The organism is Paenilisteria rustica, assembly GCF_013820765.1.
Classification (GTDB): Bacteria; Bacillota; Bacilli; order Lactobacillales; family Listeriaceae; genus Listeria_A; species Listeria_A rustica.
In genome coordinates this window covers 269,422-287,313 of record NZ_JABJVM010000002.1, presented here as the reverse complement: position 1 = coordinate 287,313, position 17,892 = coordinate 269,422, and the positions used below count along the sequence as shown (strand labels likewise).

General features: G+C 42.3%; 15 protein-coding genes. All 15 read left to right on the top strand.

The window, feature by feature from the left end; genetic code table 11:
* Positions 1–102 precede the first annotated feature (102 nt).
* The 15 genes from folD (at position 103) to HPK16_RS03225 (ending at position 17,889) form a co-directional block, all read left to right on the top strand.
* Positions 103–969 carry a bifunctional methylenetetrahydrofolate dehydrogenase/methenyltetrahydrofolate cyclohydrolase FolD gene (gene folD / locus HPK16_RS03295; RefSeq protein ID WP_181675585.1) on the top strand — a complete coding sequence of 289 codons (867 nt, stop codon included), beginning with the start codon at positions 103–105 and terminating at the stop codon, positions 967–969.
* 346 nt (positions 970–1,315) lie between these two features.
* Complete coding sequence (xseA, locus tag HPK16_RS03290; RefSeq protein ID WP_181675584.1) at positions 1,316–2,656, top strand: exodeoxyribonuclease VII large subunit; 1,341 nt, start codon at positions 1,316–1,318, stop codon at positions 2,654–2,656.
* A 2-nt stretch (positions 2,657–2,658) separates the two neighbouring features.
* A complete protein-coding gene (gene xseB, locus HPK16_RS03285) occupies positions 2,659–2,892 on the top strand; it encodes an exodeoxyribonuclease VII small subunit (protein ID WP_036062363.1) in 234 nt (77 codons plus the stop codon).
* Entirely contained in the window at positions 2,892–3,770 is an 879-nt protein-coding gene (locus HPK16_RS03280) for a polyprenyl synthetase family protein (protein ID WP_181675583.1), read from the top strand. The genes xseB and HPK16_RS03280 overlap by 1 nt, the downstream gene beginning before the upstream one ends.
* A 159-nt stretch (positions 3,771–3,929) precedes the next feature.
* Complete coding sequence (locus HPK16_RS03275; RefSeq protein ID WP_181675582.1) at positions 3,930–5,225, top strand: arsenic transporter; 1,296 nt, start codon at positions 3,930–3,932, stop codon at positions 5,223–5,225.
* A 13-nt stretch (positions 5,226–5,238) separates the two neighbouring features.
* Complete coding sequence (locus HPK16_RS03270) at positions 5,239–6,912, top strand: FAD-dependent oxidoreductase (protein WP_181675581.1); 1,674 nt, start codon at positions 5,239–5,241, stop codon at positions 6,910–6,912.
* A 212-nt stretch (positions 6,913–7,124) separates the two neighbouring features.
* Complete coding sequence (gene dxs, locus HPK16_RS03265) at positions 7,125–9,017, top strand: 1-deoxy-D-xylulose-5-phosphate synthase (protein ID WP_425487917.1); 1,893 nt, start codon at positions 7,125–7,127, stop codon at positions 9,015–9,017.
* A 2-nt stretch (positions 9,018–9,019) separates the two neighbouring features.
* Positions 9,020–9,835 carry a TlyA family RNA methyltransferase gene (locus HPK16_RS03260; RefSeq protein WP_181675579.1) on the top strand — a complete coding sequence of 272 codons (816 nt, stop codon included), beginning with the start codon at positions 9,020–9,022 and terminating at the stop codon, positions 9,833–9,835.
* A gap of 196 nt (positions 9,836–10,031) precedes the next feature.
* Positions 10,032–10,481: a transcriptional regulator AhrC/ArgR gene (gene ahrC / locus HPK16_RS03255; RefSeq protein ID WP_036078600.1), complete on the top strand. Its 450-nt coding sequence runs from the start codon at positions 10,032–10,034 to the stop codon at positions 10,479–10,481.
* Positions 10,482–10,498: 17 nt separating this feature from the next.
* Entirely contained in the window at positions 10,499–12,196 is a 1,698-nt protein-coding gene (recN, locus tag HPK16_RS03250) for a DNA repair protein RecN (protein ID WP_181675578.1), read from the top strand.
* A gap of 146 nt (positions 12,197–12,342) precedes the next feature.
* The gene (locus HPK16_RS03245; protein WP_181675577.1) at positions 12,343–13,218 is read left to right on the top strand and encodes a phosphate acyltransferase; all 876 of its coding nucleotides are present in this window, start codon (positions 12,343–12,345) and stop codon (positions 13,216–13,218) included.
* A gap of 120 nt (positions 13,219–13,338) precedes the next feature.
* Complete coding sequence (buk, locus tag HPK16_RS03240) at positions 13,339–14,412, top strand: butyrate kinase (RefSeq protein ID WP_181675576.1); 1,074 nt, start codon at positions 13,339–13,341, stop codon at positions 14,410–14,412.
* A 2-nt stretch (positions 14,413–14,414) separates the two neighbouring features.
* On the top strand, positions 14,415–15,839 hold the full coding sequence (gene lpdA / locus HPK16_RS03235; RefSeq protein ID WP_181675575.1) for a dihydrolipoyl dehydrogenase: 1,425 nt from the start codon (positions 14,415–14,417) through the stop codon (positions 15,837–15,839).
* 22 nt (positions 15,840–15,861) lie between these two features.
* Positions 15,862–16,848, top strand: coding sequence for a thiamine pyrophosphate-dependent dehydrogenase E1 component subunit alpha (locus tag HPK16_RS03230; protein ID WP_181675574.1), 987 nt, complete (start codon positions 15,862–15,864; stop codon positions 16,846–16,848).
* A 57-nt stretch (positions 16,849–16,905) separates the two neighbouring features.
* Positions 16,906–17,889 carry an alpha-ketoacid dehydrogenase subunit beta gene (locus HPK16_RS03225; RefSeq protein ID WP_181675573.1) on the top strand — a complete coding sequence of 328 codons (984 nt, stop codon included), beginning with the start codon at positions 16,906–16,908 and terminating at the stop codon, positions 17,887–17,889.
* Positions 17,890–17,892: the final 3 nt, after the last annotated feature.

The following is a 17,892-nucleotide window of genomic DNA, read 5'->3' as shown; positions in this document are numbered from 1 at the left end:
ATTTACAAAAGTTTCGACGAATGAGTAATGTTACCTGTTTCGGGGCGCTTTTCGGGCCTCGGAATTATCAGGTTTCAGATAAAAATTAAGGGGGCTTTTTTGATGGGACAAATTATTGATGGTAAACAACTGGCGAAAAAGATTCAAGAGAACGTAACAAATGAGGTGGCTGAACTCGCGAAACAAAATTTACAACCAGGACTTGCGGTTGTGCTTGTTGGCGATAATCAGGCGAGCCGTACATATGTAAGAAATAAGCAGAAGCGCACAGAAGAAGCAGGTATGAAATCCGTTTTAATCGAGTTACCAGAAGACATCTCAGAAGCTAAATTGTTAGAGACCGTAGAAGACTTAAATAATGACGTGACGATTCATGGTATTTTAGTACAGTTACCGCTTCCAAAGCATATTTCTGAGGACAAAGTGATTGACACGATTATTCCTGAAAAAGATGTCGATGGCTTCCATCCAATTAATGTTGGGAACCTTTACGTTGGGAAAGAAGCGTTTGTTCCTTGTACACCAGCTGGAATCATTGAGCTGATTAAATCAACTGGAGTTTCTATTGAAGGCAAACAAGCAGTCGTTATCGGACGCAGTAATATTGTCGGAAAACCTGTCGCTCAACTATTATTGCAAGAGAATGCGACGGTAACAATCGCACACAGCCGCACGAAAGACTTAACAGCCGTTGCACGCACAGCAGATATTTTAGTTGTTGCCACCGGACTCGCTAAATTCATAAAAAAAGAAGCAATTAAGCCTGGCGCAGTAGTCATTGATGTAGGCATGGATCGCGATGAAAATAATAAATTGTGTGGCGATGTTGACTTTGATGATGTCAAAGATACTGCCGGCTATATCACACCGGTTCCTGGTGGTGTAGGTCCCATGACGATTACAATGCTACTTGCAAACACGCTAAAAGCAGCAAAACGCATTTGGGATACACAATTACAAACGAAATAAAGTAGAATTTATTGAAACTAGGTTGCGTACTAACGAGACCTGCATAGAGAAGCTGGGACAAACTCAATATAAAGCAAAAGCGCCCTCCTATTTTTTCAGGTAGGGAGTAGTTTCCCCGACCATGCAAGAAGTTAAGCGTAGCAAGTATTGCGTAGCCGAACCATAGAGATGTACCGCGTCCTTATTTTAAATATCCTGAAGGAACGCCTATTCGCGATGCTCATAGGCATATTGGGGCTGTAACTCATTTCATTTCGAACAGCCCCAACAATGCGAGCGCTTGTCGCTGATTTACATGGAGTATACGCCAGATTTATAAATTTTTTTATTGTTAGGTTGTGTGGTGATGGAGCAAGACAAATACCTCAGTGTTGAGGCGCTAACTAAATATATTGAGAAGAAATTTGAAGTCGATCCTTATTTGAAAAATGTCTATGTAAAAGGGGAAATTTCGAATTTTAAACAGCCTGTCAGTGGTCATATGTATTTTACGCTGAAAGATGAAGGTGCTGAGCTTCGTTGCGTTATGTTCCAAAAATCGGCTGCTAAACTTGGTTTTAAACCGGAGGATGGCATGCAGATCATGTTGACTGGTCGCGTGAGTGCCTTTAGTAAAGGCGGACGCTATCAACTGTATGCAGAATGGATGGAGCCTGACGGGATTGGTAGCCTCTACATTAAGCTAGAGCAATTAAAGAAACAATTGGACAAGGAGGGGCTTTTTGCGCAAAATCGCAAACAGGCGCTTCCTTCTTTTCCTGCAAAAGTAGGAATAATTACGTCGAAAACAGGTGCCGCAATTCGGGATATGATAACGACGATGAAACGACGCATGCCTTCGACCGAAATTTTGCTATTCCCAACGATTGTGCAAGGGGATACGGCTGCTCCAAATATTGTTCGGAATATTGAACGAGCCAATTTTCGGAATGATATTGATGTTTTAATTATTGGTCGTGGTGGCGGTTCTATTGAGGATTTATGGGCGTTTAACGAGGAAATTGTGGTGCGGGCTGTGGCTGATTCTGCTATCCCAATTATTTCTGCGGTGGGGCATGAGACAGATACAACATTGACGGATTATGTAGCAGATGTTCGGGCAGCAACACCAACAGCCGCTGCAGAATTGGCCGTTCCGGATTATCGAGATCTATTAGAACGCATAGCAGAACGTCGTTTTCGTCTGATTCAGGCAATGAAACAACGAGTAGATGTTTCTAAACAACACGTGTCTAGGCAACAAGAACGTTTATTTATGCATGGACCTAAGCGCCAAATAGAGCAGTATCAAGAACGTACGGACTATTTTATCGAACGTCTAGCGCGCGGATTAAAGCAACACCTCATCCTGAATCAACATGCGTTTGAACGGCTATCCTTTCGTTTGTCGCACACTGGATTAGATCGTGAAATAGTGCAACAAAAGCAGATGTTGGCGAATGTTAGCAAAGACTTGAATCAACAAATGAGTCATCTTGTCACAACAAAGCGACGAGATTTCTTGCAAAAAATAGAAGCCCTAGAACATTTGAGCCCACTTGGTTTGCTACAGCGAGGTTATAGCGTTGTTTATAAGGAGAATGAAATCCTATCATCGAGCACGAATCTGGAAGTTGGCGATGAAATTAAAGTGACAATGGCAGATGGAAAAATTCGGGCAAAAATCACAGAAAAGGAGGGCAACTAATTATGGCAACGAAAAAAATTAGTTATGAAGAAGCGATGAAGGAACTTGAAGGTATCGTTCAAATGTTAGAAGAAGGCAATGTTTCCTTAGAAGATTCTCTGGAGATGTACCAACGTGGTATTGAATTGACAAAATTATGCCAAGAAAAACTAGCTGCGGCGGAAGATAAATTAGCGAAAGTGGTTACTGAATCAGATGAGGAAGAACCATTTCAGGCAGAAGAAGGTAAGAAATAATGACATTTGAGCAATTTATGGAACACTATAAGCAAGAAATAGAAGCGTGCATGAAGCGAACTATTAGTGCAACTAGTTCTGATCAAAAACTAGAGCAGTCGATGATGTACTCGCTGGAAGCTGGTGGAAAACGTATTCGACCACTCCTTGTGCTAGCGACTCTGATTGCTTATGGAAAAGATCCTAAACTGGGCTATGAAACAGCTGCCGCGATGGAAATGATTCATACATATAGCTTGATTCATGACGACTTACCGGCGATGGATAATGATGACTACAGACGAGGAAAACTGACCAACCATAAGGTGTACGGCGATGCTACAGCAATTTTGGCTGGAGATGCACTACTCACAAAAGCCTTTGAAATCATCGCAAATGATATTAATTTACCCGCTACGACAAAAATCGAACTCGTACAACTTTTTGCAAAAAATGCTGGTGTAGCTGGTATGGTAGGCGGTCAACAGGCGGATATTCTTGGCGAAAATAAAACGTTAACGCTTGAAGAACTGGAATCGATTCACCAGCGTAAAACGGGCGCTTTGTTAACGGCTTCTGTACTAAGTGGCGCTATTATTGCAGATGCAACGAAAGCGGAGCAGGAAACGCTGATGAAATTTTCAGAGCATATAGGCATTGCCTTTCAAATCTGTGATGATATTTTAGATGTGATTGGTGATGCGGTCAAAATGGGCAAAAAAACGGGTGCTGATTTTGATTTACAGAAAAGCACGTATCCTGCATTATTGTCTTTAGAAGGCGCGAAACAAGCCTTGACAGAGCATACCACTGCCGCAAAACATGCGCTAGGAATGCTAGATATTGATGCTACGTATTTGTTAGGATTGACGGATTTGATTGCTTTACGTGATTTCTAGTCAGTAGAAATGATAAACATTCTAAATGTACCTGCGCGGCGTTTAGAATGTTTATCATTCACGCCTCTACATAGACTGATATCTATATATAGGTGTGAATGATATAGACAACGCCCAGTTTTTCAAAGCTATTAATGATTTCTAAAAAGGAGGTATATTATGCAAATAACATTAGCTATATTAGTCTTCACCTTAACACTTATTTTTGTCATTTGGCAGCCTAAAAATTTATCAATCGGCTGGTCTGCATGTGGTGGAGCTATTATTGCATTGCTTTTAGGTGTTGTAACGTTAACGGATATTGTGACAGTGACTGGAATTGTTTGGAATGCTACATTAGCCTTTATTGCCATCATTATCATTTCGCTAGTCCTAGATGAAATTGGTTTTTTCGAATGGGCGGCACTACATATGGCACGGTTGGCTAAGGGGAATGGCATACTTATGTTCGTTCTTATATCCATTTTAGGAGCGCTTGTCGCTGCTTTTTTTGCCAACGACGGTGCGGCACTTATTTTGACGCCTATTGTATTGGCGATGGTTCGTGCGCTTAAATTTGATGAGAAGAAGGTTTTTCCGTTTATTATTGCAAGTGGATTTATCGCGGATACAACCTCTTTGCCATTGGTCGTGAGTAATTTGGTGAATATTGTCTCAGCTGACTTTTTCGGGATTACATTCTCACGCTATGCTTTGGTTATGTGGATTCCTAATTTATTTTCTCTTATTGCAAGCATTTCTATTCTGTATATTTATTTCCGAAAAGCCTTGCCCAAAAAGTACAGTACTGCAGATCTTACCGCGCCAGCTACTGCGATAAAAGATGTTAGAATGTTCCATATTTCATGGTATGTGCTCGCGATTCTTTTAGTAGGCTATTTTTCAAGTAGCTTGTTAGAGATTCCCGTTTCATTTATCGCGCTGACTGTTGCCTTCATCTTTTTATTACTTGCTAAAAGGAGTAAAGCGGTCCGCAGCAAAGCCATTTTAAAAGGGGCGCCTTGGAATATTGTATTTTTCTCTATTGGCATGTATGTGGTTGTCTATGGTTTACAAAACGCGGGTATTACGAAGTTGTTAGCCAATGTAGTTGAGCATGTGGCTCATTATGGCTTGTTTGCTGGAACCATCGGGATGGGATTCATCGCCGCTTTCCTATCTTCTATTATGAATAATATGCCAACTGTGATGATAAACGCGTTAGCCATCGATCACACGCCATTTACAGGCATCATAAAACAAGCGCTCATTTATGCGAATGTGATAGGTTCTGACTTAGGTCCAAAAATAACGCCGATTGGTTCTTTAGCGACACTTCTATGGCTGCACGTATTAGCTCAAAAAAATATGAAAATAAGCTGGGGTACCTATTTTAAAATTGGTATTGTTATTACGCTTCCAGTCCTATTTGTAACACTCATTGGTTTATATATATCATTACTTATTTGGAATTAATGGAGGTAGTTGTATGAAAATCATTATTATCGGTTCGGTGGCTGCAGGAACAAGCGTCGCCGCAAAAGCTAGAAGAAATACGGAAAAAGAAGCGATTGTTGTCTATGATAAGGGGATGGATATATCGTATTCTGTCTGCGGTATCCCTTATTTTATCGGGCGCGAAGTCTCATCGATTGACACGCTAACCCCTAGAAATGCCGCATGGTTTCAAAAAAGATATAACGTGACCATTCATACAGAACATCACGTTTTAAAAATTCATCCCGAGAAGCAAACAATCGACGTTTTGAATCTTAGAACAGGTGTAATATTCGAAGACTCCTATGATGAATTAGTGATTGCAACGGGGGCGAAACCTATTATACCAGACACTTTCACAGCCTATCCACACGCTCAAAATGTCTTCCATGTTAGAAATATACAAGATGCAGCTAATATAGACCAATTTATACGTCAGAAAAAGCCAAGAAAAGCATTGATTGTTGGTGCAGGTTTTATCGGTATGGAGATGGCGGAGCAACTAAAACAAATAGGTATAGCTGTTACGGTGATGCAACGCGGTAATCAAGTGATGAAACACCTTGATCAAGATATGGCTTTTCGTGTTCAAAAAGAGCTCGAAAAACAAAACGTTCAGGTTAAGTTAAATACAACTGTTGAAGAAGTGGATTATTTAGACGAAGATAACAGTGTTTTATCAATTCTAGATAGCCATGGAAATAAATACGATACAGATATGATTATTTTAGCTACTGGTGTTGCGCCGAGTACCGACATATTAGATGGTACAAGTATTTCTATCGGGCAAACAGGGGCTATTTCAGTGGATAAGACAATGCGAACGAACATACCAACTATTTCAGCCGTAGGGGATGTTGCAGAAAGCTACTCATTGATTACTGGTCAGCCTTTATATCGACCATTGGGTTCTACAGCAAACAAGATGGGGCGGATTTCAGGTGATGCTTTAACAGGTGGTACTTTGACGTATCGGGGGATTCTTGGTACGGGCATTGTGCGGATTTTTGATATGACGGTTGCTTATACGGGATTGAATGAGCAAGAAGCGCGCGAAGCTGGATTCGAAATAGAAGTATTATACAATATTAAACCTGATAAGGCTGATTATTTAGGCGGTAAAGAAATAACGATAAAAGCGATTGCTGATAAGAAAACCGCGCGAATTCTTGGAGCCCAAATAACAGGATCGAGTGGTGTGGATAAACGAATCGATGTGTTGGCTACGGCAATTACTTTTAAAGCTACTGCTGCGGATTTATTTCATTTAGATTTGGCTTATGCGCCACCATTCTCAACGACAAAAGATCCCATTTTATATACTGGGATGGCGTTAGATAATGCAATCCACGATAATCCACTAATCACACCTGCTGAGTTAGAGAAAAGACGAAAATCGGGGGAAATGTTGCAGATTATTGATACGCGCTCAAAAAAACAGTTTGAAGCATCTGCCGTTAAAGGCGCGATCCACATTCCTTTGGCGGAACTTCGAGAACGTATCCATTGCCTTGATTCTACTTTACCTACAGTAACATACTGCAATAAAGGTGTGACAGGTAATGCTGCTCAGAACATATTAAAAAATAATGGTTTTACTACGGTTTATAATTTATCTGGTGGAAATAAAAACTACCAACTTTATTTAGAAATGCAAGAAAAATAAGCGGTTTTATCGATGGATGGGTCAGGACAAGCTCCTAGCACCCACCATCTTTTTTGTTTAGAGTCATAATTTATACGACGTTAGCCAACAATTTAATAGTAAATTTCCCGTAACTGGTTTATAATGAGACCAATGGAAACATTTAAGGTAGCATGAATTGGCGTGCACCAAACGATATTGATGGAGAAATCCTAGAAAGTGAGTTGTTTTGTTTGGATTTATTGAAAATTACGGATCCTGCGTTCGTGAAAGACTTGGACGTAGCGCAAATGGAAGCGCTCAGTGCGGATATTCGCGAGTTCCTGATTCAATCGACTTCCAAAACGGGCGGGCATATCGGACCGAATCTTGGTGTTGTTGAGCTGACGGTAGCACTTCACCATTGTTTTGATAGCCCTGAAGATAAGTTTTTATGGGATGTCGGGCACCAATCCTACGTACACAAGATTTTAACTGGTAGAGCAAATAGATTTGATACATTACGACAGCATGATGGTTTAGACGGTTTTCCGAAGCGCAAAGAGTCAGAGCATGATGTTTGGGAAACTGGCCATAGTTCTACTTCGTTGTCAGCAGCAGCAGGAATGGCGATTGCACGGGATATCCGCAAACAGAAATATCACGTTTTGCCGATTATTGGTGACGGGGCATTGACTGGCGGTATGGCGCTTGAAGCACTGAATCATATTGGTGATATGAAGAAAAATGTGATTGTGGTTTTAAATGATAACAACATGTCGATTGCGCCGAACGTTGGAGCGATGCATAATGTTCTTGGTAAACTGCGTACGTCAGGTAAATTTAAACGTGCGAAAAAGGATATCGAAGCGGCGATGAAAAAAATTCCGACGGCTGGTGATAAGATTGCTGGCGCTGCGGAACGAATTAAAGATAGTATTAAATATCTACTTGTGCAGGGTACTTTTTTTGAAGAGATGGGTTATACGTATCTCGGCCCTGTGAATGGTCACGATTACAATGATCTGATTACGAACATGGAGTTTGCTAAGAAAGTGAAGGGGCCTGTTCTGATGCATGTGGTGACGACGAAAGGAAAAGGCTATCAACCTGCTGAATCTGATCGTATTGGAAACTGGCACGGCACTGGTCCTTATAAAATCGAAACCGGTGATTTTATCAAGCCTGTTGGTGGTCCCCCTGCATGGAGTGCTGTTATTAGTGATGCGGTATTGGAACTGGCACAGGGCGATGAACGCGTTGTTGCGATTACGCCTGCCATGCCTGTTGGTTCAAAACTTGAGAAATTCGCTACTGCTTTCCCTGATCGCTTTTTTGATGTTGGGATTGCGGAACAGCATGCAACAACAATGGCAGCGGGGCTTGCGGCACTTGACATGAAACCGTTTTTAGCGATCTATTCGACGTTTTTACAGCGCGCGTATGATCAAGTGGTACATGATATTTGCCGGCAAGAACTGAATGTGATGATTGGGATTGACCGCGCTGGCTTAGTCGGTGCCGATGGTGAGACGCATCAAGGTATTTTTGACATTGGCTTTTTACGCGGGATTCCAAATATGACGATTATGATGCCAAAGGATGAAAATGAAGCGCGGCATCTTGTGAAAACGGCGCATGAATACGATGCTGGACCGATTGCGATTCGCTATCCGCGTGGAAATGGAATCGGCGTGAAAATTGACGCTGAGATGAAAGCTGTTCCAATTGGTTCGTGGGAAGCGCTTAGTGAGCCTGCCGATGTAGCTATTTTGACATTTGGGACGACGATCCCGATGGCTGTCGAGGCGGCGATGGAATTGAAACGTCAAGGTATTCAGGCTGGTGTTATCAATGCACGCTTCATTAAGCCGCTAGATAAGGCGATGTTGCATGATTTGATGAAACGCGGCGTTCCGATTATTACGGTCGAAGAATCCCTTTTAAAAGGCGGATTTGGTACGGCGGTGCTCGAGTTTGCTGAGGAACACGGCTATGATCAAGCGGTTGTCAGACGAATTGGACTTCCTGACACGTTTATTAGCCACGGTTCGGTCGATATGATATTGGCAGAGCACGGTATTTCAGCGCTTGGTATTTTAAGTACGATTCAAAAAATATTACCAGAAAAACAGATAAGGGCGTAGAGATGGCGATAAAAAAAGAACGTGTAGACGTATTATTAGTAGAACAAGGCTTATTTGAAACACGCGAAAAAGCGAAACGGTCTGTGATGGCTGGCTTAGTGTATTTAAAAGAAGAACGCGTTGATAAACCCGGCGAAAAATTCCCTGTGGAAGCCGTTTTTCAGGTGAAGGGAAAAGTGATGCCATATGTAAGTCGTGGCGGCCTGAAATTAGAGAAGGCGCTCCAAGTATTTGATTTGGATGTAAAAGACAAGCTGTTGCTAGATATTGGTTCTTCGACAGGTGGATTTACGGACTGTGCCCTTCAAAATGGCGCCAAGCATTCGTACGCGCTCGATGTCGGCTATAATCAGTTGGCATGGAAACTGCGCAATGATCCGCGCGTGACAGTCATGGAGCGCACGAATTTCCGTTACGTAACGCCCGCTGATTTTGAACAAGGTTTAGCAGATTTTGCGACGATTGATGTTTCTTTTATCTCGCTAAAATTAATCTTACCTGTTCTGAAAACCGTTTTGGTTAGTGGTGGGGAAGTCATGTGTTTAATAAAGCCGCAATTCGAGGCTGGAAAAGAACAAGTCGGGAAAAAAGGAATTATCCGTGATGCGAAAATTCACCTAGAAGTTATCGAGAAAATCACAACTTTTGCGATTGCGGAAGGCTACTCTGTCCTTGCTGTGGACTTTTCTCCGATTACCGGCGGCGAAGGTAACATCGAATTTATCGCTCATCTAAAATGGGATAATAAAGGCGAAAATCATTTATCTGCGACTGAACTAGCGGAAATTGTGACAAAAGCTCATACGAAATTAGAATAATTATACATGTCGAGTTGTCTTCTACAGATAGCTCGACTTTTTATATTTCAAGCCACTTTTTGCGCATTTTCAGCCCTTATTTTAGCTTTTTCACATGCATACGACTGTTTAGAAACTTTTTTCAAGTTAAATCCGTGACTTTACGCTCGTTTTGGGCTAAGATGTAAGAGAGAAAAAGTTCGTGAGGTGAGAAATAATGAATAAAGGTCATCGTCATATTATTATTCGAGAACTCGTAACATCCAATGAAATCGAAACGCAAGAAGATCTTGTTGAGTTATTGCTAAAAAGAGACGTCAAAGTCACCCAAGCCACGATTTCCCGCGATATTAAAGAATTGCACCTGGTGAAAGTTCCGACACAAACTGGAAACTACAAGTACAGTCTACCCGCTGATAATCGTTTTAATCCACATCAAAAGTTGAAACGATCCCTTGTGGACGCATTTATCAGTGTGGAAACCGTACAATTTATGCTCATTTTAAAAGTCATGCCTGGTAACGCAAATGCGATTGGAGCCTTGATTGATAATTTGAATTGGGAAGAAAAGGTTGGCTCTTTGTGCGGAGATGATACGTGTTTAATTATTTGCAGAAGTGAAGCCGAAGCGAAAGTATTAGCCGAGCGTTTTATTGAGATGCTCTAAATTTGAGGTGAATAGATTTGTTACAAGAACTAACGATTAGAAATTTTGCTATCATCGAATCTTTAAATCTATCTTTTCAAGAAGGTATGACTGTTCTGACAGGGGAGACCGGCGCTGGAAAATCGATTATTATTGATGCGCTTGGTCTTCTTGTTGGTGGTAGAGGTTCTGTTGATTTTATTAGACATGGAGAAGAAAAGCTGGAAATTCAAGGCTTGTTCACGATTAATCGGCAAAATAAAGGTTGCTTAGAAGCTCTAGAAAACAACGGAATCGACGCAAGTGATGGTATGGTTGTTTTGGAACGCATGCTATTTCAAAGTGGCAAAAATACGTGCCGAATTAACGGAAAACTGGCAACAACAGTCGTTTTGCGCGAAATTGGGTCGCGGCTTATTGATATTCATAGTCAACATGAGCATCAGGAATTGATGAACGATGAGTTTCATTTGCAGCTCTTAGACCGGTTTGCTTGGAAAGATATCGAACCTACACTTGCGAGTTATCAGACTGAGTATGCCGCTTATACGGAAATGAAGACAAAGTGGCGCAATTGGACAAAAAACGAACAAGAACTTGCGCAACGTTTGGATATGCTTCGTTTCCAACAAGATGAAATTGCGAGCGCAAATCTGCGGTTAGGTGAAGAAGAAGGCTTAGTTGAGCAAAAGCACGTTCTGGCAAATTTCGAGAAAATCAACGAAAGTCTGCAAAATGCCTATACGGCGCTTCAAGGGGAAGAACGAGGTCTCGAATTCATCTCTGAGGCGATGCGTCATGTGGAAACAGCTAGCGATATTTTGCCAGAATACAAGGCGCTTAGTGAATCTGTCGCATCTAGTTTTTATTTATTGGAAGAAAGCGCCATGCAAATTCGGCAACAACTTGATAAGTTAGAATTCCAACCAGATGAACTGGATACAATTGAAACGCGGCTAAATGAATTAAGCCAATTGAAACGAAAATACGGCAAAACGGTTGAGGCGATTATTCAATATAACGAAGAAATCGACCAGGAAATTCTAGAATTATCGGATCGCGAAACACATCTTGGTCAACTCGAACAAGATTTAGAGAAAGCGAAGAATCGTTTAAGTGAATTAGCATCTGAACTAACTGCAATTCGACAAAAAGCAGCAACACAACTCGGAAAGCAGATTAAAAATGAACTGAATCAACTCTATATGGAAAAAGCGATTTTCCAAGTCAATTTCGCCACGCAAACCAATGAATTCACAGAAAACGGTGTTGACAAAGTCGCATTTTATATGAGTACCAACCCAGGTGAACCGCTAAAAGCCCTTTCTAAAGTTGCATCTGGCGGTGAGCTTTCGCGTATGATGTTGGCACTTAAAACCATTTTTTCGAGGCATCAAGGTATTACATCGATTATTTTCGATGAGGTTGATACAGGTGTTAGTGGACGCGTGGCACAAGCGATTGCTGAGAAGATTTACGCTGTAGCCATTGGTTCGCAAGTACTCTGTATTTCTCATTTACCGCAAGTTGCTGCGATGGCCGATCATCATTTCTATATTTCTAAAGCAACAACGGAAAACCGCACGATGACTTCTGTTATGTCACTTTCTGGCGATGAAAAAATTGAGGAAATTAGTCGCATGATTGCGGGAATTGAAGTGACGGATGTGACGAAACAACACGCGAATGAAATGCTTACGCAAGCGATGAAAATCAAAGCACAAAAGCAAACGTAACCTAAAAATGAATTAAATAGCTTGCATCTCAAAAGAAATTTGCTTACAATGATGAGGTAGTATTTTTTATCACCTGGTCATAAAAACAACTACTAATTTGAGATGTAGGTTTTTTTCTGTGAAAATCTCAAATTTGGAGGCTTTTTATGACAAAAAAATCAATATTTGATCCTGTAAAACCGCGCAGAAATGTGACCATTGCTATTGCTGGGGCGGATGATCCTGTTATTTTAGAAGTCGTGGAGCAAGCGCTAGAACTCGGTATTGCTGACTTTTTATTATTTGGACAAGCAGAATCTATTCCAACTGAATCACCAAATGTACGAATTGTCGCAACGACATCGGAGCAAGAAGCTGCAGAAAAAGCTGCCAAGGCCGTAGTTAACAAGGAAGCTGATATCCTGATGAAAGGGAATCTACCAACTGGACTCATTTTGAAAACGATTTTAAAGCGCGAATATCAGCTACGCGCTAAAGAGTTGTTATCGCATGTTTCGGTGTTTGAAATTCCGGCGTATGATAAGCCATTAATTGTCTCTGATGTCGCGATGAATATTGCGCCGAATGAGGAAGAACAGATTCAAATCACACACAATGCGATTGAAGTAGCGCGCAAACTAGGCATTGAGAAGCCGAAAGTGGCGATTTTGAGCGCTGTAGAGAAAGAAAATCCTAAAATGCATTCTTCTGTCCAAGCCGCTCAAGTTGCCGCGTATTTCAAAGCATTTCCTGATAGTGATGCATCTGTGGAAGGTCCGCTTGCGTTTGACAATGCGATTTCTAAAACGGCCGCGTTGCATAAAAACATTGTCAGTGATGTTGCTGGTGATGCCGATATTTTGATTGTCCCTTCGATTGAAGCTGGAAATATCCTATATAAATCCCTTGTTTACTTTGCAGGAGCTAGAGTCGGCGGCATTATTGCTGGTGTGAAAGTCCCTGTTGTTATCGCCTCTAGAAGCGACTCGGCAGATAACAAACTTGCCTCATTAATACTAACAGTTGGAATGATCGGAAAATGATACAAAACTTTGAATAAAACGATTTCAAGTGTTGGGGTGCAAAGCTTTTTCAGTTTGTGATGGGCGCATGTTACAATAGGTCGGAGAAGGATAAATCAATTCACATGGGGGTAAAAGGACATGGCATTTCTGGTTTTAGCAATTAATCCAGGATCAACATCGACAAAGGTCGCTTTATTCCAAGGCGATGCTGTTATTTTGACGGAAGAAATATCACATCCGCGCGAGACAATCGCAACGTTTGAAAATATGATGGCACAATTCGAATTTCGTTATCAGCTCGTAAAAGAAGCGATTGCAACGGCGGACTTGACGCAATTGGCAGCTGTTGTGGGGCGTGGCGGTTTACTTCGACCAATCGCTGGTGGCACATATGATGTGAACGAGGCAATGCAACGAGATTTAGAAATTGGTGTTTCTGGACAACATGCTTCCAATTTAGGTGGACTACTGGCACGAAAAATAGCAGATGATTACGTTATTCCTGCTTATATTGTGGATCCCGTTGTCGTTGATGAATTAGAATCTGTCGCACGAATTTCTGGAAACGCACATATCGAGCGACAAAGTATTTTTCATGCATTGAATCAGAAAGCGGTAGCCAGAAATGTAGCGAATAAACTTGGTAAAGCTTACGCGGAGTCTAGCTTTATTGTGGCACATCTGGGTGGTGGTATTTCTGTGGGTGCTCATAAAATGGGGCGCGTAATCGATGTCAACAATGCGCTAGATGGCGATGGACCAATGAGCCCAGAACGTTCTGGCTCACTCCCAATGGCTAGTTTTCTTGATTGGGCTTTTTCAGGTGAAATCACAAAAGAGGCTTTACATAACGAAATTGTCGGTCGTGGCGGACTCGTTTCTTACAAAGGGACGAATGATTTACGCGATATCGAGCGGCAAATACTAGATGGAGATAAAGAAGCGCAGGAACTTTTTGAAGCGATGGCGTATCAAGTCGCTAAAGAAATCGGCGCTAATGCCGCGGTTCTAAAAGGACAAATGGACGCCATTATTTTGACGGGTGGTCTAGCAAGAAGTGCCGCGTTTGTGAAAGAAATCAGCCAATATATTCACTGGATAGCACCGATTAGGACCGAGCCTGGCGAAGATGAGATGGCCGCGCTTAACGAAGGAGCACAGCGAATTTTACAAGGAATAGAAGAAGCGAAAGTTTACCAAGGGGAGGAATAGAAATGGCAAAAGAGTATGATGTAGTAGTATTAGGCGGTGGAACGGGTGGCTATGTTGCTGCGATTCGCGCCTCGCAAAAAGGATTGACCGTTGCTGTTGTCGAAAAAGACAGACTTGGCGGCACGTGCTTACATCGTGGTTGTATCCCGAGTAAAGCGCTACTACGTTCGGCAGAAGTACTGCAAACCGTGAGAAAAGCCGCTGAATTTGGCATTGAAACTCCGGAACCAACATTTAGTTTTATCAAAGCGCAAGAACGCAAGCAAGGTATCGTCGACCAATTGGAAAGCGGGATTCAGCAACTTTTCAAAAAAGGAAAGATTGATTTGTATGAGGGCAAGGGGACAATTCTCGGGCCATCGATTTTCTCGCCAACTGCAGGCACGATTTCTGTGGAATTTGCGGATGGTAGCGAAAATGAAATGCTTATTCCGAAAAACCTGATTATCGCAACTGGTTCTAAGCCGCGCGCGCTCAAAGGTTTGGCGTTTGATGAAGAATTCGTCTTATCCTCTGACGGTGCTTTGCAATTGGAAACTCTGCCGGAATCGATCATTATCGTTGGTGGCGGCGTGATTGGAATGGAATGGGCTTCGATGTTACACGATTTCGGTGTAGAAGTAACCGTCATTGAATACAGCGACCGCATTCTCCCAACCGAAGACAAGGATATCTCAAAAGAATTACATCGACTATACAAAAAGAAAAAAATAAATATCGTGACTAGCGCTGAAGTACAGGCGGACACGTACAAAAAAACAGCAGATGGCGTTGAAATAAAAGCAGTTGTCAAAGGGCAAGAACAGACGTTTACCGCTTCAAAAATGTTCGTTTCTGTGGGTCGAAGCGCAAATGTCGAAAATATCGGCTTAGAAAATACAGATATAATTGTCGAAAAAGGCGTGATTCAAGTCGCGAGCAATTTCCAAACGAAGGAAAGTCACATATACGCGGTTGGTGATTGCATCGGCGGTATGCAACTTGCACATGTCGCAATGGAAGAGGGCATTATTGCCGCAGAAGACATTAGTGGCAACCCGCAACCCGCGATTAATTACAATCATGTACCGCGTTGTACGTATACGTCGCCAGAAATTGCTAGCGTTGGAATCACCGAAGAACAGGCAAAAGAGCAAGGATTTGAAGTGAAAACTGGGAAGTTCTTCTTCCGTGGTATCGGCAAAGCGCTTGTCTACGGCGAATCAGACGGTTTCATCAAGGTAGTGGCTGACAAGAAAACAAATGATTTGCTCGGTGTATTTATGATTGGACCTCACGTGACAGACATGATTTCAGAAGCGGCGCTAGCTCACGTATTAGACGCGACACCATTTGAGATTGGTAGCACGATTCACCCGCATCCAACACTTGCAGAAGCGTTTGGCGAAGCTGCTCTAGCAGTTGACGGCCTTGCTATTCATGGATAACAAATAAGGAGGAAATTTGGCAATGGGATTAAGAGAAACAGGTTTATCAGATGAAACCTTATTAGAAATGTACCAAAAACTATTATTAACACGACGTATTGACGAGCGTTTATGGCTTCTCAACCGCTCTGGAAAAATACCGTTCACAATATCAGGACAAGGGCAAGAAATCGCTCAAATTGGGGCGGCTTTTGCGTTTGACTTAGAAAAAGACTATTGCCTACCGTACTATCGTGACTTAGCTGTCGTTCTTTCATTCGGCATGACGGCGCGCGATATTATGCTAAGTGCGTTTGCTAAAGCCGAAGATCCGAACTCTGGCGGACGTCAAATGCCAGCCCATTTCGGTCAAAAAGCGAATCGTATTGTAACGCAAAGTTCACCGGTAACTACCCAATTTCCGCATGCAGCCGGAATCGGACTTGCCGCTAAAATGAAGAAAGATCCAATCGTTGCTTATGCATCAACTGGTGAAGGATCATCCAACCAAGGCGATTTTCACGAAGGTATCAACTTTGCAAGTGTTCATAAGTTGCCAGTTGTCTTCGTTATTCATAACAACCAGTACGCGATTTCTGTCCCAGTTGAAAAGCAATATGCCGCTGAAAAACTATCCGATCGTGCTTTAGGTTACGGTATCCCAGGCGTTCGTGTCGACGGTAATAACATGACGGAAGTTTACTTAGCGTTTAAGGAAGCCACAGATCGCGCTCGTCGCGGAGAAGGCCCAACTTTGATTGAAACGATGACATATCGCTTCACGCCACATTCCTCAGACGATGACGATAGAAGTTACCGTACCTTGGAAGAAGTAAATAAAGCGAAAGAACGCGATCCACTCGCTGTTTATACGAAAGAATTGGAAGAACTCGGCTTGCTGGATGACGCCAAAAAAGAAGCCTTCGAAAAAGACGTAATGGCACTAGTCAACGAGGCAACAGACTATGCAGAAAATGCAAGTTATGCTGATCCAGAGTCCGCGCTATTACACGTTTACGAAGAACAATAAGCGATTTATTTACGTTAGGGAAATTGTTTAGGCCCTTTCGAATTAGGAGGAATAAAAATGCCTGTCATTTCATATATTGATGCTATTACGGCTGCGCTTCGTGAAGAGATGGAGCGCGATGAGAACGTATTTATTTTAGGAGAAGATGTCGGGAAAAAAGGCGGCGTTTTTAAAGCAACTGCTGGACTTTACGACCAATTTGGCGAAGATCGCGTGCTGGATACACCGCTCGCAGAATCAGCAATTGCTGGTGTTGGAATCGGTGCTGCGATGTATGGCATGCGTCCCGTCGCTGAGATGCAATTTGCCGATTTTATCATGCCTGCCGTGAATCAGATTATCTCGGAGGCTTCGCGGATTCGTTATCGTTCCAACAATGATTGGAGCTGTCCGATTGTTTTCCGCGCGCCTTATGGTGGTGGTGTGCATGGGGCTCTTTACCATTCCCAATCCATCGAGAAAGTTTTCGCGGGGCAACCTGGTCTGAAAATCGTGATGCCATCAAGTCCATATGATGCAAAAGGACTTTTAAAAGCCGCGATTCGCGACAACGATCCCGTTCTATTTTTAGAGCACAAACGCGCGTATCGCCTGATTAAAGGTGAAGTGCCAGACACAGATTATACCGTTCCAATTGGAAAAGCAAATGTGGTTCGTGAAGGCGATGATTTAACGGTTATTACGTACGGTTTAGCTGTTCATTTTGCCCAACAAGCTGCTGAAAAATTAGCGAGCGACGGTATCGAAACGGAAATTTTAGATTTAAGAACGATTTATCCATTAGATAAAGAGGCGATTATCGAAGCGGCCAAGAAAACGGGGAAAGTTCTCCTGGTTACCGAAGATAATAAAGAAGGTAGCATTATCGGTGAAGTGGCTGCAACCATCGCGGAGCACTGCTTATTCGATTTAGACGCACCAATTAAGCGCCTAGCGGGGCCTGACACACCAGCGATGCCTTTTGCACCAACGATGGAGAAATATTTCATGATCAACCCCGACAAAGTAGAAAAAGCGATGCGTGATTTAGCGGAATTTTAAAGG